Source organism: Streptomyces sp. NPDC051561 (assembly GCF_044454195.1).
GTDB lineage: Bacteria > Actinomycetota > Actinomycetes > Streptomycetales > Streptomycetaceae > Streptomyces.
Genome location: NZ_JBITDM010000008.1, coordinates 324,338 through 344,993, shown reverse-complemented (window position 1 = coordinate 344,993; position 20,656 = coordinate 324,338). Strand labels below are relative to the sequence as shown.

At 70.3% G+C, this 20,656-nt stretch carries 14 protein-coding genes; 8 read left to right on the top strand and 6 right to left on the bottom strand.

Going from position 1 to position 20,656, the window contains the following annotated elements; all coding sequences use genetic code 11:
* Positions 1–9: 9 nt before the first annotated feature.
* Positions 10–1,914 (bottom strand): M64 family metallopeptidase, encoded by a 1,905-nt coding sequence (locus ACIA73_RS20860; protein ID WP_399440095.1) that lies wholly within the window; start codon positions 1,912–1,914, stop codon positions 10–12.
* A 174-nt stretch (positions 1,915–2,088) separates the two neighbouring features.
* Here ACIA73_RS20860 and ACIA73_RS20855 point away from each other — a divergent pair, with 174 nt between their 5' ends.
* The 4 genes from ACIA73_RS20855 to ACIA73_RS20840 all read left to right on the top strand — a co-directional run bounded on the left by ACIA73_RS20855 (position 2,089) and on the right by ACIA73_RS20840 (position 7,961).
* Positions 2,089–3,003: an ABC transporter substrate-binding protein gene (locus tag ACIA73_RS20855; RefSeq protein ID WP_399440094.1), complete on the top strand. Its 915-nt coding sequence runs from the start codon at positions 2,089–2,091 to the stop codon at positions 3,001–3,003.
* Between the two features lie 2 nt (positions 3,004–3,005).
* Complete coding sequence (locus tag ACIA73_RS20850; RefSeq protein WP_399440134.1) at positions 3,006–3,881, top strand: amino acid ABC transporter permease; 876 nt, start codon at positions 3,006–3,008, stop codon at positions 3,879–3,881.
* Positions 3,878–4,633: an amino acid ABC transporter ATP-binding protein gene (locus ACIA73_RS20845; protein WP_399440093.1), complete on the top strand. Its 756-nt coding sequence runs from the start codon at positions 3,878–3,880 to the stop codon at positions 4,631–4,633. Before ACIA73_RS20850 ends, ACIA73_RS20845 begins: the two co-directional genes overlap by 4 nt.
* 61 nt (positions 4,634–4,694) lie before the next feature.
* A complete protein-coding gene (locus tag ACIA73_RS20840) occupies positions 4,695–7,961 on the top strand; it encodes an NACHT domain-containing protein (protein ID WP_399440092.1) in 3,267 nt (1,088 codons plus the stop codon).
* 80 nt (positions 7,962–8,041) lie between these two features.
* Here ACIA73_RS20840 and ACIA73_RS20835 read toward each other — a convergent pair whose 3' ends face one another.
* Complete coding sequence (locus tag ACIA73_RS20835) at positions 8,042–9,859, bottom strand: FAD-dependent oxidoreductase (RefSeq protein ID WP_399440091.1); 1,818 nt, start codon at positions 9,857–9,859, stop codon at positions 8,042–8,044.
* A 209-nt stretch (positions 9,860–10,068) separates the two neighbouring features.
* Positions 10,069–10,569: an NUDIX hydrolase gene (locus ACIA73_RS20830; RefSeq protein WP_399440090.1), complete on the bottom strand. Its 501-nt coding sequence runs from the start codon at positions 10,567–10,569 to the stop codon at positions 10,069–10,071.
* Between the two features lie 197 nt (positions 10,570–10,766).
* Here ACIA73_RS20830 and ACIA73_RS20825 point away from each other — a divergent pair, with 197 nt between their 5' ends.
* The 3 genes from ACIA73_RS20825 (at position 10,767) to ACIA73_RS20815 (ending at position 15,148) form a co-directional block, all read left to right on the top strand.
* Positions 10,767–13,262, top strand: a complete 2,496-nt coding sequence (locus ACIA73_RS20825; protein WP_399440089.1) for a glycosyl hydrolase family 95 catalytic domain-containing protein — start codon at positions 10,767–10,769, stop codon at positions 13,260–13,262.
* Between the two features lie 84 nt (positions 13,263–13,346).
* Positions 13,347–14,051, top strand: coding sequence for a DUF5819 family protein (locus ACIA73_RS20820; protein ID WP_399440088.1), 705 nt, complete (start codon positions 13,347–13,349; stop codon positions 14,049–14,051).
* Positions 14,048–15,148, top strand: coding sequence for an HTTM domain-containing protein (locus ACIA73_RS20815; RefSeq protein WP_399440087.1), 1,101 nt, complete (start codon positions 14,048–14,050; stop codon positions 15,146–15,148). Before ACIA73_RS20820 ends, ACIA73_RS20815 begins: the two co-directional genes overlap by 4 nt.
* Before the next feature lie 94 nt (positions 15,149–15,242).
* On the opposite strand, the gene ACIA73_RS20810 is transcribed toward ACIA73_RS20815, so the two are convergent.
* On the bottom strand, positions 15,243–16,361 hold the full coding sequence (locus ACIA73_RS20810) for a TetR/AcrR family transcriptional regulator (protein WP_399440086.1): 1,119 nt from the start codon (positions 16,359–16,361) through the stop codon (positions 15,243–15,245).
* Between the two features lie 192 nt (positions 16,362–16,553).
* Between ACIA73_RS20810 and ACIA73_RS20805 the strand changes: the two genes are divergently transcribed.
* Complete coding sequence (locus tag ACIA73_RS20805) at positions 16,554–17,786, top strand: cytochrome P450 (protein WP_399440085.1); 1,233 nt, start codon at positions 16,554–16,556, stop codon at positions 17,784–17,786.
* Between the two features lie 123 nt (positions 17,787–17,909).
* On the opposite strand, the gene ACIA73_RS20800 is transcribed toward ACIA73_RS20805, so the two are convergent.
* Together ACIA73_RS20800 and ACIA73_RS20795 are read right to left on the bottom strand one after the other, a co-directional pair.
* Positions 17,910–20,024: an MDR family MFS transporter gene (locus ACIA73_RS20800; RefSeq protein ID WP_399440084.1), complete on the bottom strand. Its 2,115-nt coding sequence runs from the start codon at positions 20,022–20,024 to the stop codon at positions 17,910–17,912.
* A gap of 124 nt (positions 20,025–20,148) precedes the next feature.
* A complete protein-coding gene (locus tag ACIA73_RS20795) occupies positions 20,149–20,628 on the bottom strand; it encodes an SCP2 sterol-binding domain-containing protein (protein ID WP_399440082.1) in 480 nt (159 codons plus the stop codon).
* Positions 20,629–20,656 lie beyond the last annotated feature (28 nt).

Below are 20,656 nucleotides of genomic sequence, written 5' to 3'. Positions count from 1 at the left end.
GGGCTGCGGCTATCCCTGAGGAGGCGTCAGCGTCACCAGGAACTTCTTCGCGGGACCGGTATTCCCCGCCGCGTCGATGGTCCGGTACTCCACCGTGTGGGTCCGGTACTCGGGTGTCGCGTCGTCCCACGGCACCACCCGCGGCGTCCCCAGCTTCCCGTAGACGAGATCGTCGACGTTCGTCCCCGACGGGGTGAACAGCCACGGCTTGTCCGCGTCGGTCGGCCAGCCGTAGTAGGTGTACCAGCCGTCCCCGTTCACCCGGAACTGCGAGACCACCGAACCCTGCTGGTCGTCCCTGGCGCTCAGCTTCATCGTGAACGGCCCGTCGTAGACGTACTCCACGGGTTTCCCCGGCCGCCTGACCGTCCGGACCGGCTTCGACAGCTCGTACGCCCCGGTGGCCGCCGTTGCATCGACGGTCCAGGTCAGCGACTTGCCGGTGCCCGCGATCCGGGCCTTGAGGGTGTGCGTACGCCCGCCCGGCAGTGGCAGCTTCGCGAGATCCAGGTCGCGGTCGTTGCCGAGGCTGGTGGCGAGGGGCCAGCCGTTCAGGGTCCAGCGGACGGCGGGGGAGGGGCCGGTGGAGGAGGGGTGCGAGGTCTCGGCGTACACGACGGACTTGGCGCCCACCGGTTTCCCGGTGGCCGTGTGGGAGGTGAACTCCGCTGTGCCGTCCGTATGCCGCGCCGCCGCGTCACGGTCGACGGTCCAGCTCACCGTGCGGGTCAGCGCCGCCGACGCCCGCACCTTCGGGTCCCGTACGAACGGCGTCGGATCGGTGACCGTCGCGGTCAGGGTGTGCGCGCCCTTCCCGGCCCTCAGCCGCCGCAGATCGAGGCTCCTGCTTCCGTACGTCGCCGGAACGGTCCTCCCGTCCAGTCGCCAGACCACGTCGAGCGCGCCGCCCACCGGATGCAGGGTGTCCACCCAGGCGTTGCCGGAGGTGCTCAGGGGTGCCGTGTTTGGGGTGTGGTCCTGGACCAGGTCGACCTTGCGCGAGATGGCCTGGGTCATCACCTCGCGCTCGACCTGGTCGAAGTCGTACCCCAGGGTCTTCATCATCGAGTGCTTGCTCGGCCGCCACACCCCCTTGGTCGCGTACATGCCGCCCTCGTGGCGGCCGATGCGCCCGCCGGACAGGCTCTCCTCGCCCAGCCAGCGCCACCACTTCTGCTGCTTGTTCCGCATCTCCTCCTCGGTGAGGAGGGTGTGGTGGACGGAGTTCGGCTCGCCGCCGGTGTGGATACCGCCGGGGACGCCGCGCCCGTAGTAGTCGTACTCGTCGGCGAGACCGCCGAGGGAGTGGCCTATCTCGTGCGGGGTGATCAGGGAGGACAGGGCGTTGCCGCCGGAGGCGGTGGCCCAGGAGCCGCCCGCACCGCCGTAGGTGTCGCTGTTGGCGAGGGCCACGATCTGCCGGTTGGCGCTCCTGGTGCCGGCGACGAGGTCGGCGGCGGCGCTCGCCTTCCCGGTGTCGACGGTCAGCAGCCGCTGCACACTGTTCGCGTTGCAGCCGCCCCAGAACGCCATGTCCAGCGGGGTGTCGCGGCGGGCGTCGGTCAGGCCGGGGTCGCAGTCGACGCCCGACTCGGGCGACGGCATCTCGACCGCCCACACATTGATGTACGAGCGGTAGGAGGCGAACGGCTCGATGCTCCACAGCACATTCATGTGCTTCTCGACATCGGCGCGGAACTCGGGTATCTCGGCGGCCGTATACCCGTCACCGAGAATGACCAGATTGAAGCGCTTGTCGGTGGGGCCCGTCGTCTGGATGGGAACGACTGTCGCGGCGGCGCTTTCGGTGGGTGCCGCCGCGACCGGCGGGGCGAGGACGGTGGCGAGGAGTGCGCCGGCCACCGCGAGGAGCGCGGATCTCTTGCCTGTGAGCGAGGATCTCTTGAGTCGCATGGGCCGGAGCGTACGACCGGCCCCAACTGGGCGTAAAGGGGCCGGAGTTACAGGAGATCCGAACCGAGCGACCCCGGACGGGCGAAATTTCACCGTCCCGCAACACATTCCAGGATGCGGACGAACACCTATTCGGCGTGGACAAGAGCGGCCGCTCACTGCCACTCTCGCGCCATGTCTCCTGCCAGCGCTTTCGCCGCCCCCGTACGTCGTGCTGTCCGCCCCTTCGGACGGGGTGTCGCCGCTCTCGCCACCGTCACCGCCGTGGTGTTCGCGGCCGGATGCGCGCCGCAGCCGGAGCCGGGGGCGGCCAAGTCGCCCGGCGCCCCGAGCGGCTCGTGCGAGCAGGGCAAGCTGGCCACCGAGACCAAGGGCAAGCTGACGGTGGGCACCGACAAGCCCGCGTACGCCCCCTGGTTCAAGGACGACAAGCCTTCGAGCGGCCAGGGCTACGAGTCGGCCGTGGCCTACGCCGTCGCCGCGAAGCTCGGCTTCAAGAAGGAGGACGTCGTCTGGCAGACGGTCGCGTTCAACAACGCCTTCGCGCCCGGTGAGAAGAAGTTCGACCTCGACCTCAACCAGATCTCCATCAGTGACCAGCGCAAGAAGGCCGTCGACTTCTCGTCCGGCTACTACGACGTGCGCCAGACCGTCGTCGCCCTGAAGAACTCCAAGGCGGCCAGGGCCAAGTCGGTCGCCGACCTGAAGGACGTCAAGCTCGGAGCCCAGGTCGGCACCACCAGCCTCGACGTGATCAACGAGGTCATCAGGCCGACCGAGAAGCCGGCCGTCTACCAGAAGAACGACTTCGCCAAGGCGGCGTTGAAGAACGGCCAGGTGGACGGCATCGTCGTCGATCTCCCCACCGCCTTCTACATCACCGGCGCCGAGGTTCCCGAGGCCGCCGTGATCGGCCAGTTCGCGGACACCCTCGGCAAGGCAGAACAGTTCGGCGCCGTACTCGACAAGGGGAGCGCCCTCACCCCGTGCGTGACCGGCGCCGTCGACGCCCTGCGCAAGGACGGGACGCTGGCCAAGCTGGAGAAGCAGTGGCTGGCGGACGCGGTGGACGCACCGGTGCTGAAGTGACGGTGGCCGAAGAGGCGGTGACCAAGGGGGACGGCTACGTCCCCTCCGCCCGCCGTCTCGCACGCGAACGCCACAAGCGCGGCCGCACCCGCCGCGCCACCGCCATCGCCGCGCTCAGCACCCTGATCACCGCGGTGGTCCTGTACGTCGTCATCGTCAACTCCCCGGGCTGGCAGCGCACCCGCGAGACCTTCTTCGACCCGGCCTTCGCCGCCAAGGCGTTCCCGGAGGTCATGGAAGGCCTCTGGCTCAACCTCCGGTTGCTGGTGGTGTGCGGGGCCTCGGTGCTGGTGCTGGGGATGCTGCTCGCCATCGCCCGGACCCTGCGCGGCCCGGCGTTCTTCCCGCTGCGGGCGCTCGTGACGGCGTACACGGACTTCTTCCGCGGCCTGCCGCTGATCATCAACCTGCTGATCGTGGTGTTCGGCGTGCCGGCCCTGCGGCTGACGGGGGTGACGACGGATCCGGTGATCCTGGGCGGGGTGGCGCTGACCCTGACGTACTCGGCGTACGTGGCGGAGGTGTTCCGGGCGGGCATCGAATCCGTCCACCCGTCCCAGCGGGCGGCTGCGAGGTCGCTCGGTCTCTCCAACCGGAAGACCCTGCGGTACGTGGTGCTGCCGCAGGCGGTGCGCAGGGTCGTGCCACCGCTGCTGAACGACCTGGTGTCCCTCCAGAAGGACACCGGGCTCGTCTCGATCGCCGGTGCGGTCGACGCGGTCTACGCGGCCCAGATCATCGCCAGCCGCGACTTCAACTACACGCCGTACATCGTGGCGGGCCTGGTCTTCGTCGCCCTGACGATCCCGATGACCCGCTTCACGGACTGGGTGACGGCACGGATGGACCGGCAGCGCGCGCAAGGGGGAACTGTATGAGTGAGGCTCCGGTACTGCGGCTGGAATCCGTCCGCAAGACGTACGGCAAGGACTCCGTTGTCCTGCGCGACGTGGACCTGGAGGTCGCCCCGCACACGGTGACGGCACTGATCGGAGCGTCCGGCTCCGGCAAGTCCACGCTGCTGCGGTGCGTGAACCTGCTGGAGGAGATCGACGACGGCGCGATCTTCCTGGACGGGGAGGAGATCACCGACCCCCGGGTCGATCCGGATGCGGTACGGCGCCGGATCGGGGTGGTATTCCAGGCGTACAACCTCTTCCCGCACATGTCCGTGCTGGACAACGTGACGCTGGCTCCGCGCCGGGTGCACGGTACGGGGAAGGAGGAGGCCGAGGAGCAGGCGAGGGAGTTGCTGGAGCGGCTGGGGCTCGGTGACAAAGCTTCCTCGTATCCCGACCGGCTGAGCGGTGGCCAGCAGCAACGCGCGGCGATCGTCCGGGCGTTGGCGGTGCGGCCGAGGTTGCTGCTGCTGGACGAGATCACCGCGGCGCTGGACCCGGAGCTGGTGGGGGAGGTGCTGAGCGTGGTGCGGGATCTGAAGGGGGAGGGGATGACCATGGTGCTCGCCACGCACGAGATGGGATTCGCACGCGAGGTGGCGGACCAGGTGTGCTTCCTGGACGCGGGGGTGGTGCTGGAGCGGGGAACTCCGGGGGAGGTGTTCGGGGCACCGAAGAGGGAGCGAACGCAGCGGTTCCTGAAGCGAATTGTGGAGGCGGGACGGCTCTGACGGCGGCTTTGCCGGTGGCCCTGTCAGTGGCTTTGTCAGTAGTGCGTGTTAGTAGTTGAGCATGCGGGGACGACGGTTGTTGAGTTACCGGGACGCGGTGGCGATCCTGGGCGGGGACAGTGCGGCGCTGGCGGCGGCGGACCAGGTGGTGGGCGGGGCGCTGAGCGCCGCCACCGGAGGTGCGAGCGATGCGGTGCTCGGGTTGTTCGGGGCGCAGGGCAGGGTGCTGCGGACGGGGCGGGACGCGACGGCGGGGCTGCGTGCGCGGCTGGGTTCCGCGCAGCGGGCGGACCGTACGGAGAAGATCGCGGCGGCGCACGCGGTGCTGGTGATCACGGCGTTCTTCGAGGCGGCGGCCGAGGCCGACCTCCCCTTCGACCTCGCCGCACTCGAACTGACCCGCAGTGAGCAACTCGCCCTGGCGGGAGCGGAGAGCGAGGCCGCCGCTGACCTGGTGCAGGGGCTACTGTCGACGGCAGTGCCGCAGCCGAGCCCGGCCGAGCCCTTCGAGTCCACTCTGGAGGTGCTCCGCGAGTGGTACTGGGTATCCGGGCTGCAGTTGTGGGATTTCGTCCGGGGCCTCGCGCTCTGGGACCGGCTGGACGAGACCGAGCGAGGGCGGGTGCAGGAAGTGCTGCGCGGTCTCGACACGCCGGCGCTGAACCGGTATCAGGAGCTCTACGCGCAACTGGCCCTGGAGGTACCGGAGTTCGGGTTCTGGTCGGGCCAGGTGGAGCATCAGGCGACCCGGGTCGAAGTCCGCCGTGCGCTGCGCGGTGTGGACGACGCCCTGGCGGGACTCGCCGCCGTACGTCCGCTCCTGCACGCCGCCGACGGCCTGACCCGCGGATACCGGCAGGCCCTCGGCAAGGCGATCCTCGCCGAGGGCAAGGCCCCCAGCGGGGTCACCCTCCCCACTCTGGAGCAGGGCTACGTGGATCCGGACTTCCGGGTCCGCGCGGTGTCGGAGGAGGGCGCGGTGCCCGCCGACGAGGACTGGTGGACCGGTATCACCGCGCGCTCGGACCTCACCGAATTCCTGGCGGGCACCCTCACCACGGTCGCCTCCACCACCGCCCCGCTGCTGGTCCTCGGGCAGCCTGGCGCCGGTAAGTCCGTCCTGACCAAGATCCTCGCCTCGCGGCTTCCCGGCGCCGGGTACTTCCCGGTGCGAGTGGTACTGCGTGAGGTGCCCGCCGAGGTCGACGTACAGGACCAGATCGAGCATGCGGTGCGGGCCGTCACCGGAGAGCGGGTGTCCTGGCCGGAGCTGGTCCGGGCGGCCGACGGCGCGGTACCGGTACTGCTCTTCGACGGCTTCGACGAACTCCTCCAGGCCACCGGTGTCAACCAGACCGACTATCTGGTGCGCATCGCCAAGTTCCAGCAGCGCGAGGCCGACCAGGGACGGCCGGTCTACGCCATGGTGACCAGCCGCACCGCCGTCGCCGACCGGGCCCGCTGTCCCGAAGGCACGATCGCCCTGCGCCTGGAACCCTTCCGCGAGGCGCACGTCACCCGCTGGCTGGAGGTGTGGAACGACCTCAACGCCCCGCACTTCGCCGCCCGAGGCCTCGACCCGCTCACCCCCGACCTCGTCACCCGCCACGAGGCGCTCGCGTCCCAGCCCCTGCTGCTCCTCATGCTCGCGCTGTACGACGCCACCACGGACAACGCCCTGGGGCGCGGGGCCGCAGACGGGGCCGAACTGGACGAAGCGGCGCTCTACGAGGAACTGCTGTCCTCCTTCGCCGTCCGCGAGATAGGCAAACTGCGTTCCGACCTCAGCGACGACGAACTCGACGAACACCGCGAGCAGGAACTCCAGCGGCTGTCGCTGATCTCCTTCGGGATGCTCAACCGCCGCCGCCAGTGGATCACCACCGCCGAACTCGACCAGGACCTCGCCGCACTGCTGGGCTGCCCGGAGCCCAAGCCGGGGGACTTCCGCACGCCGCTCGGGCAGGCAGACATCGCACTGGGCCGGTTCTTCTTCGTGCAGCGCTCGCAGGCGGTGCAGGACGACGAGGCGCTCACCACGTACGAGTTCCTGCACGCCACCTTCGGCGAGTACCTGGCCGCGCGCCTCGCCGTGCAACTGGTCGCCGGCCTCCTCGCTCAGCCCCGGGTGCTGGCGCTCGGACCGAAGAAGGTGGACGACGACCTGCTGTACACGCTGTTGTCGTACTCCCTGCTCGCCTCCCGTCAGATGCTCCGTTTCGTGGAGGCCCGGCTCGCTCTGCTGTCGGACGGGCAGCGGCAGCGGATCGCGAAGCTGCTGGTCACCGTCATGGAGGACGCGCGGGAGCGGGGCGCGCACCCCTTCGCGGACTACCGGCCGATCCGGCGGGCGACCGCTTCTCGGCACGGCAAGTACGAGGCGAACCTGATCATGCTCACCCTGCTGGTCACCGGCGGTTTCACCGCGAGTGAGCTGTTCCCGGACGCGGCGGACCCCGCGGGAGTCTGGCCGTTCCGCGCACAGCTGTGGCGTTCGGCGCTGACCGAGCAGGAGTGGACGGACTTCTCGACCGCACTGGAAGTGTCCTGCACCTGGGTCCAGGGGCAGCGGGAGCTGGAGGTGCGGCGCACCGACCCGGACCTCCTGCGACCGGAAGCGGTGGACCCGTACTGGCTGTTCCGGTATCCGCCGGGGAGTGCGGTGCACGAGGAGGAGGCCTTCTGGAGGCGGGAGTACTGGTACCAGCTCCAGCACAAGATGAGCGTGTCCGGAGGCACCAACGACTCCCTGGTACGGCATGCGCTGGACCCGATGTTCCGGCACTTCGGAGCGGCGGTCACGACCTTCCACGGGGAGGGCGGGGGAGGGGCGGCGGCCTCCTTCGCGCACGACCTGATGGACCTCTGGCTGGCCGGCCGGCTCGGGGCCGACGACGAGGAGCTGACGGCGAAGTACCGGCGGTGTGCCCGCCTGCTGTCTCACGCCCACATACCCGGTCCTGACTTCGGGGACAAGGCGTCCCGCCTGATCTACGAGCAGCTCGCCGTGGACTGCCGGCGCCTGCCGGTGAGTGTGGTGCTGGAAGTGCTGAACGCCGGGTTCACGGAGCTGGCAGGCACCCAGCGGGACTGGTTGCGGGTGCGCATCGCGATGGACCTGCTGGATTCCGCCGACCCGGAGCACACAGAGGCCGAGATCGACATGCTGCTCGACTGCTTGGAGGAGTCACTCCTGTACGACATCGAGGTGTCCCGGGCATTCGGCCGGCGCATCCTGCGGACCGGTACCGGGCGTACGGCGGAACTCCTCGCGAGAGTGATCAATCCGATCGACTGGCGATCCCTGTTCGGCCCCGGCCAGGAGTGACGTCCGTGTTCGGCCCTGGCCAGGAGTGACGTCTCCGTCCGGCCCCCGGCCAGGAACGACGTCCCTGGCCGGGGTATGCCCTACCCCAGGTCCAACGCGTTCCGCAGCCCCAACCGCCACCGCGTCCTGTCATGCCGCTTCAGAGTCTCCACCGCCGGGATCTTGTGCATCCCCTGCACCTTGACCCGGGGCGCCTCCGAACCCGCCCGCTCCAGCAGCGCGTTGACCGCCGCCCGCGCCGACGCGTTCGCTCCCTCCATCGTCGCCAGGTCGATGTCCACGGCGACGTAGTCGCCCGCCAGGTAGAAGTTGGGGATGGCGGTCCCGGCCGTCGGGCGGTTGTGGAGCGTGCCCACCGGGTGGATCAGCAGCTCGTCCTCGTTGGTGGGGTTCGGCGTGCCGAGGCCGTCGACGCCGGGGTCGAGGAACCACGAGTGGAGCGCGCTGTCCCGCAGCACCGTCTTCCCGGTGTCGTTGAGCGCCGCCTTCAACTGCGCCCACACCTCCTTCGCCACCTCCTCCCGCGTGCACTGCTTCGCCGTCCTGCCGTACAGGATCCCCGGCTTGTCCCACTCCGAGATGTCCACCGACAGGCACTCCACCGCGACACCGTCCCCGTACACCGCCGGGAAGTCGCGCTTCGGCCAGTGTCCCGCCTGGGCTATGCCCGTCAGCGACCACGGCGAGTCGATCAGATTCACATGCCCGTCGACCATCTTCGGACGCTCCGTCAGATAGAACTGGATGCCCGTCATCCAGTCCGTCTCCAGCTTGTCCGCCCGCACCAACTGCGGTTCCAAAGAACGCATTTCAGCGTTCCAGGTGCGCCGTGCGTGCTCCACCGGCATGGCCGACACGTAGTGGTCCGCGACCACCGACTGCCGTACGCCCGCAGGGTCCTCGATCACCGCCGCGCTGATCCGCCCGGCCGCCGTCCTCAGCTCCCGTACCGTCCAGCCGATCTGGAAGTCCACGCCCAGGAACTTGAGATGGGTCACCCACGGATCGATCCACGCCTCGTTCGTCGGCGCGTTCAGGATCCGGTCCGGCGGTCCGTCGGCGCCCTGGCCGAGGAGGTTGAAGACGAACGCCTCGCCCAGCGTGCCGACCGTCCGGGTGCTGGCCTCCTCCGCCTTCGTCGCGACGATGTTGCGGGTCACGCCGATGGCGAGGATGCGCTGATAGTCCTTGGACATCTTCGCCGCACGCACGAACTCCCACCAAGGGGTCTTCTCCCAGGTGGAGTTGCGGCGCTCGTCACAGCTGGTGAGGAAGACCAGGGCGCGGTTCACGAAGTACGCGACCTCGTGGAGGGGGAGGTTGAAGGCCGTGTCGATCAGGCCGGTCAAGGCGCGGCGGAGGTCGTCGAGGTCAAGGTTGGCGGGTTTGTGGCCGGGCCAGGGGATCGGCATCCGGATGTCCTCGCGGCCGGTGCGGGCGAACATCATCTCCGGCGGGGCGACCAGGTTGTCCCAGACGCCGTTCGCGTTCCCGGGGAAGGGGATGCGGCGCATCGTGTCGGGGAGGTTGTGGTAGATGCCGGGGATGAAGCGGAAGCCGTGCTCGGCGGGGAGTGGCCTGCGTCCCCCCTTCGCGCTGTCCGGGACGTCCATGCTGCGGGCCTTGCCGCCCAGCGCGCGTCTCTCGTAGACGGTGACCCGGAAGCCGCGTTCGGCGAGTTCGTGGGCTGCGGTGAGTCCCGCGACCCCACCGCCCAGTACGGCGACGGACCGGCCGTCGGCCGCCGCCGCCGCGGCCCGGGCGGAACCGGCCGGGAGCGTCCCGAGCGCCGCCGCCCCGCCGAGAGCGGCCGCCCCGGCCACGAACGTACGCCGAGAGGTGCTGGAGGTGCTGGAGGTACTGGTGATGTTTGAGGGAGTGCCGACCGTACGATCCATGTGCCCAGCCCCTTACCGGTGGTAACCGCAACCTGAGTCGCAGGAGCATAGGACGGCCCCGCCCGACGCGGAAGTCATCCGGGCACACAAGTGCGGGCGGGACAAAGGGAGTTGGCCGATTCGAGGTGCCCGGGTGCGGGTCGACCTGTGGTGCGGGTCAACCTGTGGTGCGGGTCGACCCGGGGGCGGTCCGCTCGGGGGCGGTCCGCTCAGCGTTCCATGCGATAGCAGTACGCGGCGGTGTCGGGCAGCCGCAGCTCGGGACGCCACGCCCACAGCACCGCCGCCGACGGAACGAAAAGGTCCGGCGGGATGTCCCCGGGAGCGAACCACTCCCAGCGCACGATCTTGTCCGGTTCGAGGACCCGGGCCGTTCCATGGGCCGACTCGGTCACCGCTGCCACCGAGATGCGGTTCGGGCCGTAGCCGCCGTCCATCAGCAGGGCCACCACCCGCACCGAGTCCGGGTCCGCCAACAGGCTTGTCTCCTCGGCCAGTTCACGCGCACCGGCCATCTCGAAACTCTCGCCCGCGTCGACCTTTCCGCCGGGGAGTTCCCAGTTGCCGTTGTGGCCGAGACCGAGCAGAACCCGGCCCGAACCGTCGAGGACGATCATCCCGACGCCGGTGAGGCAGTTCGGAGTGGGGGACACCCGGGCGGGGGTGTCCCCGGGGGGCGGGGTGCTGGAGGTGTGCCGCGCAGTACTCATGATCGATCGACCGTACCGCGCGAGACGCCGCCACCCGGCCCGCGACGCCCCGCGCCCCCTGGCCGATGCCCCCCTGTACCGCCTCGGAGATCCGATCACTTGAAATATCCAAGCTTCAGTCCGGTTCATCCATGGCGTATTTGAGGGCTCGCTCCTAGATTCGGGCGCCATTGATCCGACCTCTGGATGGAATGTTGATGTCGCTGTCCCGACGCCAAGCGCTCGCCCTGTCCGCAGTAGTCGCCACCACCGCCTCCCTGCCGCTCACCGCGACCCCGGCGGCGGCGGCCCCGGAGGCGGCGATGCCGGACGGCACCGAGGCACCTCCCGCGCCGCTCGTCCCCGACCTGTCCGCAGGTCACACCCTCTGGTACGACAAGCCCGCCGGGGACTGGGAGCGGGAGGCGCTCCCGATCGGCAGCGGCGACCTCGGGGCGAAGGTCTTCGGTGGGGTGGCCACCGAGCAACTCCAGCTCAACGAGATGTCATTGTGGACCGGAGGCCCCGGCAGCAAGGAGGGCTACGATCACGGCAACTGGCCCGCGCCCCGGCCCGGCGCCCTCGACGAGGTCCGCGGAATCATCGACGAGCGGGGGTCCATGGACCCCGACGAGGTGTCCAGGCGTCTCGGCAACCCCACCTACTCCACCCCGGCCGGCATCGTCCCCGGCTTCGGCAACTACCAGAACTTCGGCTCGCTCGTCCTCGACTTCCCCGGCGCCCCGGTCGCCCCCACCGCCTACCGCCGTCATCTCGACCTCAACAACGCGGTGGCCGGGGTGAGTTACCGCGACGCCGACGGCGTCACCCACACCCGCGAGTACTTCGCCAGCCACCCCGCCCACGTCATCGCAGGACGCCTCACCGCCGACCGCCCCGGCAAGGTCTCCTTCACCCTGCGCCTGGACTCCGCCCAGACCGGCGCCGCCACCACCGCAACCGGGGGCCGCCTCACCCTCGTCGGAAACCTCGCCGACAACGCACTGCGCTACGAGGGCCAGGTCCAGGTCACCACCGAGGGCGGCACCCGCACCGAGACCGGCGGCCGGATCACCGTCACCGGCGCCGACAGCGCCACCTTCCTCTTCTCCGCCGGCACCGACTACGCCGACCGCTACCCCGCCTACCGGGGCACCGACCCGCACCCCCGGGTCACCGCCGCCGTGTCCCGGGCGGCCGCCCTGCCGTACGGAGAACTGCGCGCCACCCACCTCGCCGACCACCGCGGGCTCTACGACCGCGTCGCCCTCGACATCGGCCAGCAGATGCCCGCCGACCGCCCCACCGACAGGCTCCTGGCCGGCTACCGGGCCGACCCGGCCGCACCGGCCGACCGCGCCCTGGAAGCCCTCTTCTTCCGCTACGGCCGCTACCTGCTCATCGCCTCCTCGCGCCCGGGGTCGCTCCCCGCCAACCTCCAAGGCGTCTGGAACAACTCCAACACCCCACCCTGGTCCGCCGATTACCACACCAACATCAACATCCAGATGAACTACTGGCCCGCCGAGATCACTCATCTCGCCGAGACCGCCGAGCCGCACCACGACTTCGTCGACGCCCTGCGCGCACCGGGCCGCCGGACGGCCAAGGAGATGTTCGGGGCGGCCGAGGGGTGGATCGTCCACCAGAACACCAACACCTTCGGCTACACCGGGGTGCACGACTGGGCCACCTCCTTCTGGATGCCGGAAGCGGCCGGCTGGCTCTGCCAGCAGCTCTACGAGCGCTACCTCTTCGGCCTCGACCGCACCTTCCTGCGTGAGCGTGCCTATCCGGTGATGAAGGAGGCCGCCCGCTTCTGGCTGACCAACCTGCACACCGACCCGCGCGACGGGACGCTGGTCGTCTCGCCCAGCTACTCGCCCGAACAGGGCGAGTTCACGGCGGGCGCCTCGCTCTCCCAGCAGATCGTCCTCGACCTCCTCACCAACACCGCCGAAGCGAGCCGCATCCTCGGTGTGGACGCGGAGCTGAGGAAGCAGATCAAGGACACCCTGGCCCGTCTCGACCCCGGACTGCGGATCGGCAAGTGGGGGCAGCTCCAGGAGTGGAAGGCCGACATCGACGACCCCGCCAACACCCACCGGCACGTCTCGCACCTGTTCGCCCTGCACCCGGGCCGCCGGATCGAACCGGGATCGAAGTTCGCCGAAGCGGCCGAGGTGTCGCTCACCGCACGAGGCGACGGCGGCACCGGCTGGAGCAAGGCCTGGAAGATCAACTTCTGGGCGACGCTCGGTGACGGCGACCACGCGGCCAAGATGCTCGGCGAACAGCTCAAGTCCTCCACGCTGCCCAACCTCTGGGACACCCACCCGCCGTTCCAGATCGACGGCAACTTCGGCGCCACCTCGGGCATCGCCGAAATGCTGCTCCAGAGCAGGCACGGCACGGTCCACGTGCTGCCCGCCCTGCCCGGCGCCTGGTCGGCCAAGGGCTCGTACGACGGACTGCGCGCCCGCGGCAACTTCACCGTCGGCGTCACCTGGCAGCAGGGCCGCCCCACCGAGATCCGCCTCACCTCGGGCAGCGGCACCCCCGCGAAGCTCAGGCACCCGGCGCTCACCGGCCGGGTCCGCGTGCTGCGCGCGGGCGCCCGCCCGACGACGTACACCGCCGGCAACGGCCTCCTGAACCTGCCCACCCACGAGGGCGAGACCTACCGGATCCAGCCCCTCCAGGTGCCCCGGTGAGCGCCCGGCGGGCCCGGAGTGCGCCACCGCTACTCTGGGCCCGTCGTGATTCATGTGTGCCCCGTGGCACAAGAGGAGAGCACCGTGGCCGAGTCCGCCATATCCCCACCGGGCCTCACAGCTCCACCGGACCTCGCGCCCGCTCCGGCCTCCGGGGCCTCCGCTGCCCCGGGCACACCGCCGGACCCTCTCGCCCCGCGCGGCATTCCCCTCACCGGTCTCCGTCGCCGCCTCGCCCGCACGGCGGTGGTCCTGGTGGCGCTGCTCGCGGCGGTGCACTCCGCGATGCTGCTGATGTACGTCGCGTCGGACTTCCCGCTCTCCAAGACGTACACCAAGCAGACCGACTGGTGGATGCGGCCGATGTTCCCGCAGGACTGGAGCATCTTCGCGCCCGACCCGTCCCGCTACAACCTGCACCTTGAGGTCCGCACCAGGGTCGACGGCAAGCTCGGCCCGTGGCTGGACCTCACGGCGTACGACAATTCGCGCTACCGGGGCGACCTGCTGCCCAGCATCGAGGACCAGCTGGTGCTGCGCCGCGCGGTCAGCCAGTACCAGACCAGTGCGCGCAACCGGAGCCGCAGCGAGGAAGCCGACAGCGCCCGCAGCCGCAACGCCCGCTACCTGCTCAACGTGGTGCGCGTCCGCCTCGCCGACATGGGCAGGCCGACCGGCGACGCCGTCGAGCTCCGTACCCGAGCCACCCGGATACCTCCGCCGGGCGGCGGCGCCACCTCCGAACCCGCCCGCTACCGCACGCTCGGCTTCTGGAAGGTGACCCGATGACGGCGCGCCAGGCCCTGCGACTGGGCGGCGACCGGGCCGGCGCGCTGGCCGCCCGCGTCACCGGCGCCCTCCGTGACCTCACCCTGCGCCCGCTCTCGCCCTACAGCGCCGCCGCCATGCGCATCGGACTGGCCGGCCTGTACGTCCTGCACCTGCTGCGCGAGCTCCCGCACGCGAGCCGCCTCTGGGGACCCGACTCGCCCTTCACCCCCGCACTCTTCGCCGAGACCCTGGCCGCGCGCGGCCAGGACGGAGCCTTCGCCTGGTGGTACCAGCTGCTCTCCACCGACAGCTCCCTGGTCTTCTACGGCTGGTACGCCGTCGCCCTGCTGGTCAGCGCCCTGTACGCACTCGGCTGGCACACCCGCGCGATGGCCCCGCTCTTCGTCTTCGTCGTGGTCGCCTTCTATCTCCGCGGCACCATGGCCAACAGTGGCTGGGCCCTGCTCAGCCTGCTCTTCGCCAACTACCTCGTCCTCGTCGCCTCCGGCCGCCACTGGTCGCTGGACGCGCGCCGCCGCGCCAAGCGCGGAGACATCCCGAGCCGTTACGTCGTCTGGGGCGAGGAGACCGAGGAGCTGCGCCGCCGCGCGGTCACCGTCCTGCACAACGCGGGCCTGGGTGTCATCGCGCTCCAGGTGATGGTCATCTACACCTCGGCCGCCATGTACAAGATCCGTGGCGCCTCCTGGCGGGACGGCACCGCGCTCTACTACTCGATGATGAGCGACGACTTCTCCACGTTCCCCGAGCTGTCGGCGTGGATCGCGAGCCACGGGACCTTCGCCGCGGTCATGGCGTACGTCACGGTCTTCTCCCAAGTGCTGTTCGCCGCGCTGGTGTTCAACCGGCGGCTGAAGTACGTGATCCTCGTGGTGATGCTCAGCACCCACATCGGGATCGGCGTCTTCATGGCGCTGCCGCTGTTCTCCGCCATCACCGTCGTGGGCGACCTGGTCTTCCTGCCGACGTCGTTCTGGCTGGCGGCGGCAGGTCTGGTACGGGTGTGGAGGCAGCCGGGAGAAAATTCCGCGCCTCCCTCGTCGGAGACCGAAGCGCAGGCCGGGGCCGTTCCGGGTCAGCGGGTCCAGGTGTAGTCGGCCCGCCCGTCGTACGAGTGTTCCGAGTGCGCGGTCGGCCCGCGCGTCGTTCGCGTGGACCCACCGCCCCGGGCGGCAGGGCCACCCCGGTTCATCCGGGCGTCGCCGCCGCATGGCATGCGCCCCGGCCCTCGGCGCGTGCGACGATCCGGCCGCCCTCGATCCGTACGGCAACCTCGGTCGCATCGCTCACGGCCGACACCCCGGCCGCCGCGGCCAGCACACCCAACTCGTCGTGCACCAGGCGTAGTTGTGGCCACGCACTGCGCGGGAACGCCTGCCGCAGTCCGGCCCCCAGCTCCGCCACGGTCAGCCGGGCCAGCGGGCCCAGCTCGCCCGGCTCGCCGGTCACCAGAACGGCGGTGACCACGCCCTCCGGCCGGCTCCCCGAGCCGACCCCCGGACCGCGCCCAGGGCCACCCCCCTGCCCGGCCGTCGCCCGTACCGCTTCCTCGATCGCCTCCAGCCGGTGCAGTCCCAGCACCGCCACCACCCCGTCCTCGTCCGCGAGCCGCACGGCCCCGCTCCGCAGGGCGTCCGTCGCGGGCGGCGGCGTCCACGCCTCGTCGACGGGCTGCGCCTTCGCTCCGTAGGGGAGGTGCGGCGGCGCCCACGCGCCGTCGGGAGCCAGCCCGGCCAGCCGCTCGCAGGCGGCCACCACCTGGAACGGATCGACGAACCCCGGCGCGGCGGCGGCCAGCTGATCCGCCCCGTGCAGCAGCGTGAGCGCGGTCTCGGCCACCGGTACCAGCCGCCGTGACCCGGCGCCCTCCATCCGTTCCATCGCCAGACCGAGCACCAGCGCATCGAGCTTCAGCAGCTGGGCGTACGGCTGCCGGGTCCGCGCATCGGCAAGCACCACCGACGGCAGATCCCGCGCCAGCCGGTCCTCCGGCTCCGCCATCCCGGACAACGGGAACCGCGCCACCCGCGCCCTGGCCAGCGCACCCAGCGCCGCACGCGCGGTGCCGGCGGAGTCCGGGGGAGAAGGGGCCGGGGTGCCGATCGCCAGGTCGGCGAGTACGGCGAAGTACAGCGCCCGCTTGCCCGGGAAGTTGGAGTAGACGGCACCCCGGGTGAGGCCCGCCCGCTCGGCGATCCGGTCGATCTTGGCATCCCGGAACCCGAGCTCGCCGAACTCCTCACGGGCCGCCGCGAGAACTTTCCGCCGATTGAGTTCCTGTACTTCAGCCCTGGTCAACCGGCCCATGTCGCTCCTGTCGTGGGGTGTTTCCGCCGATTCAAGATACCCAGAGCATCCAGATGATGGCATCATATGGGCACGTCATTCAGAAACGAGGGGGACTCTCCCATGCCTGACACGAAACCTGGCGCGACGCCCGGTACACCTGACGCTGCGCCCGGCACGACGCCTGACGTGACATCCGCAGCGGCACCTGCCGTGCCATTCGCACCCGAAGCGGATCCCGCCCCGCCCGTCCCGGAGATACACCTCTCCGACCTGGACGTCATCCGCGACCCGTTCACCGCCTACGGCCGAGCCCGTGAGCAAGGGCCCGTGGCCAGGCTGACGGCCCCCGGCTTCGGCGGAATGTGGGCGGTCACCCGGTACGCCGAGGCCCGCGAGACGCTGAGCGACCCGCGCTTCGAGATCCGCAGCGACAGCTTCATGCGCCCGGAAGTGCCGGACGACTGCCTCCCCTACCTGCGGACCATGGCCGAGATGAACGGCCCCGAACACCTCCGGCTGCGCAGGCTGGTCGCCCCCGCCTTCTCCGCCCGCCGCGCCGCCGCCCTGCGCCCCCGTATCGAAGCCGTCGTCGACCGCCTCCTTGACGAACTGGCCACCCAGGTCTCCCCGACGGACGGCACCGTCGACCTGGTGCCGCACTTCGCCCGCCCCCTCCCGATGGACGTCATCTGCGAGTGGGTCGGCGTCCCGGAGGAGATCAGGCCGCGCTGGCGGGAGTACGGGGCGACCGTCGTCTCCGGCGTCGGAGCGGACTTCGCGGCGGCGATCCCCGGCATCATCCGCGGCGCGCGGGAAACGGTCGAACTGCGTCGCCGCGAGCCCGGCGACGACCTGCTCTCCGAGCTGATCCGGGTACGGGACGAGGAGGGCGACCGCCTCAGCGACGTCGAACTGGTCACCCTCGTCTGGCACTTGGTGATGGCCGGCCAGTCACCCACCCCGCTGGTCGCCAACGCGGTCGACGCCCTCCTCTCCCACCCGGACCAACTGGCCGCACTCCGCGCCGACCCGGCCCTGACCTCCCCGGCGATCGAAGAACTCGGCCGCTTCGCCGGACCCACCATCCTGGCCATCCCGAGGTACGCGACCGAGGACGTGCTCCTCCACGGCGTACGGGTGGCCAAGGGCGACGCGGTCACCGTGGCCATCGCGACCGCCAACCGAGACCCCCGCGCGTTTCCCGCCACTTCCAACACCCCCAACACCCCGGACCACCTGGACATCCACCGCCCCTCCGTCCCCCACCTGGGATTCGGCCACGGATTCCACTACTGCCTGGGCGCCTCGGTGGCCCGCCTCCAGACGGAGGCCGCGGTGTCCGGCCTGCTGCGCCGCTACCCCGGCCTGGCCCGCGCGGGACAAGCGGAGAGGGCCATGGACCCCGGCACCTGGAGGCTGGCGAACCTGCCGGTGCGTGTCTGAGGCAGGCGGCCCCGCCGCCAAGGCGACGAACGTATGGCGAGGGGTGGTGGCCCTGCCGCTCCAAGGGGCTGGGGTAACGACGGGCAACGGAGGATGGCCCCGCCCCTACCGCCCCTACCGCCCCTACCGAACCAACGTCGCCCCCACCCTCTCCTCGTTCCTCGGCAGGCTCTCCGCCAGATCCTCCGCCAGCAGCCGCTTCGAGATCCGGTCGGCTGCCGCTCTCAGCTCCGCGCTTCGCGGGCGGCCCACGTCCTTCTCCAGCTGCTCGCCGAGCCACTCCGACCAGGCGCTGGCGATGATCTCCGCCTCGCGTTCGCCGGCGGGGGTGTGCGAGAGGAAGTTGCCGTCGCGGGTGAGGTAGCCCTCCTCGACCATGCGGTCGAAGACCGGGAGCAGTACCTCCGGCGGAACATTGCGGCGGCCCGCGATCAGTCCCAGCGAGGCATGACCGACCATGCGGGTGAACAGGTTCACCTGCATCACCGCCCAGGCGCCCGCGATGTCCAGCCGGGTGTCCGACTCGGCCACCACCCGGCGGGCGGTCAGGGGGCCCTTCGACCGCACGATCTTGGCGACCGCCAGTTCCAGGACCTGCGAGGAGCCCGACTGGCCGCTCGGGGACGGATGGGCGAAGCCCTCGCCCAGGTCCGCGGAACCGACCCGGGCGGTGTCCCGCAGCTCCACCTGCTTCAGGAACAACGACACCACGAACCCCAGCACCGCCACCGGCACCGTCCACAGGAACACCGTGCTCAGCGAGTCCCCGTGCGCCTGCACGATCGGTGCGATCTCCGCCGCCGGCAGCTTGTGCAGGGTCTGCGGGTTCTGTGCTGCCTGGGCGAGCGCGGCCGGATCGGTGCCCGGCGGGGCCGAGGCCAGCGCCGACTTCACGCCCGCCTCCAGATTGGGCTTCAGCGAGTTGGCGTAGATGGTGCCGAAGACCGCAGCCCCGAAGGAACTGCCGAGGGTGCGGAAGAAGGTGACACCCGAGGTGGCGGTGCCCAGGTCGGCGTAATCCACCGTGTTCTGCACCGCGATCGTCAGCACCTGCATGCACAGCCCGATGCCGAGACCCAGCACGAACATGTACAGGGATTCCTTCCAGGCGGGGACCGAGGGCCCCATCAGGGACAGCAGATACAGGCCGAGGCCCATCACCGCGGACCCGACGATCGGGAAGATCCGGTAGGTGCCGGTCTTGCTGACCACATTGCCGCTGAAGATCGACGCGATCAGCAGCCCGACGACCATCGGCAGCGTCCGGACGCCGGAGATGGTGGCGGAGTCCCCGTCGACGTACTGGAGATAGGTCGGCAGGAAGGTCATCGCGCCGAGCATCGCGAAGCCCACGATGAAGCTCAGGATCGAGCAGACCGTGAAGACCGGGTTGGCGAACAGCCGCATCGGCAGCATGGGCTCGGCGGCCCGCACCTCCACCACGCAGAACATCGCCAGTGCGAGGAGGCCGCCCACGAAGAGCCCGATGATGACGGACGAATTCCACGCGTACTCGTTGCCGCCCCAACTCGTGCCCAGCACCAGTGCGCTGGCTCCGGCCGCCACCAGGGCGATGCCGAGATAGTCGATGCGCGGCTTGTTGGCCGACCTGACCGAGGGGATCGTCCGGGCCGCCGCGATGACCACCAGGATCGCGATGGGGACGTTGACGTAGAACGCCCAGCGCCAGCTCATGTGGTCGGTGAAGAGGCCGCCGAGGAGCGGGCCGATCACCGTCGAGATGCCGAAGACGGCACCGATCGCACCCTGGTACTTGCCGCGCTCCCGCAGCGGGATCACATCGGCGATCAGGGCCATCGCGGTCACCATCAGACCGCCGGCGCCGATGCCCTGGACCGCCCGCCAGACGATCAGCAGCGTCATGTTCGTCGCGAGACCGCAGAAGAAGGAGCCGGTGATGAAGATGATCGCGGAGAGCTGGAAGATCAACTTCCGGCCGAACAGGTCGCCGAACTTGCCGACCAGTACGGTCGCCACGGTCTCCGCGAGCAGATACGCCGTAACCACCCACGACATGTGGGCGGCCCCGCCGAGATCCGAGACGATCGTCGGCAGGGCCGTGCCGACGATCGTCTGGTCGAGTGCCGCGAGAAGCACGCCGAGCATGATCGTCCCGAAGACGATATTGCGTCTGCGTCCTTCCAGGACGGGCGGGACGGGCTCAGCGGCCGGTACTGCAGCCGCGCTCTGGCTGGCGTTCTCGCTGGCAGTGGTCACCCTCGCACCTTCACACCGCCGTGCCGTCCGCGCATGTGGAGGCGGCCCGCTCCGGTGACGTCGGCCGGGGGAGGAGGGGCGGAGGGGGAGGGCGTGGACGGTGGCCGTAGAGGGGGGGGCCGGGTTACGCCTTGGGGATGTCGAAGTACTTGGGCAGCCCGGCCGCCAGCCCCACGTCGCCGACGAGCTTGAGCTTGCGGGTGAGGAACATCGTCACCGGGTTGCCGTTGCCGGAGACCAGTTTCATGAACTCGGCGTCCCCCATGATCAGCGTGACCCGGGACTCGGTCTCCGAGCGGCCCTCGGTGACCGTGCAGCCGCCGTCCTTGATGCGGGTCTCGTACACCGCGTCCCCCTCGCCGTCCGTGCCCGCCACCTTCCAGCGGATCAGCGAGTCCAGCGTTCCCGCCGCCTCCGGCCGGAACTGGCGCTCCATCCGGCCGAAGATCTCCGACAGCACACGCTCCCGCAGCTCCCCCTGCATGACCTCCCTGATCTCCTGGGGAGAGAGCCGCTTGACGATCCGTGCGAACTCCTCCGGCGACACGGACGCGAAATCCAGTGAGGCGAGTTCGGACTTGAGGTCATGGGTGGGGTCGTTCACTCTTGCTTCCTTACTCCAAAGTAAGTTT

What these genes read in the sequence shown, in the direction of transcription:
- ACIA73_RS20860 (WP_399440095.1), bottom strand. Translation starts at nt 1,914, where the DNA reads ATGCGACTCAAGAGATCCTCGCTCACAGGCAAGAGATCCGCGCTCCTC.
- ACIA73_RS20855 (WP_399440094.1), top strand. Translation starts at nt 2,089, where the DNA reads ATGTCTCCTGCCAGCGCTTTCGCCGCCCCCGTACGTCGTGCTGTCCGC.
- ACIA73_RS20845 (WP_399440093.1), top strand. Translation starts at nt 3,878, where the DNA reads ATGAGTGAGGCTCCGGTACTGCGGCTGGAATCCGTCCGCAAGACGTAC.
- ACIA73_RS20840 (WP_399440092.1), top strand. Translation starts at nt 4,695, where the DNA reads ATGCGGGGACGACGGTTGTTGAGTTACCGGGACGCGGTGGCGATCCTG.
- ACIA73_RS20835 (WP_399440091.1), bottom strand. Translation starts at nt 9,859, where the DNA reads ATGGATCGTACGGTCGGCACTCCCTCAAACATCACCAGTACCTCCAGC.
- ACIA73_RS20830 (WP_399440090.1), bottom strand. Translation starts at nt 10,569, where the DNA reads ATGAGTACTGCGCGGCACACCTCCAGCACCCCGCCCCCCGGGGACACC.
- ACIA73_RS20825 (WP_399440089.1), top strand. Translation starts at nt 10,767, where the DNA reads ATGTCGCTGTCCCGACGCCAAGCGCTCGCCCTGTCCGCAGTAGTCGCC.
- ACIA73_RS20815 (WP_399440087.1), top strand. Translation starts at nt 14,048, where the DNA reads ATGACGGCGCGCCAGGCCCTGCGACTGGGCGGCGACCGGGCCGGCGCG.
- ACIA73_RS20810 (WP_399440086.1), bottom strand. Translation starts at nt 16,361, where the DNA reads ATGGGCCGGTTGACCAGGGCTGAAGTACAGGAACTCAATCGGCGGAAA.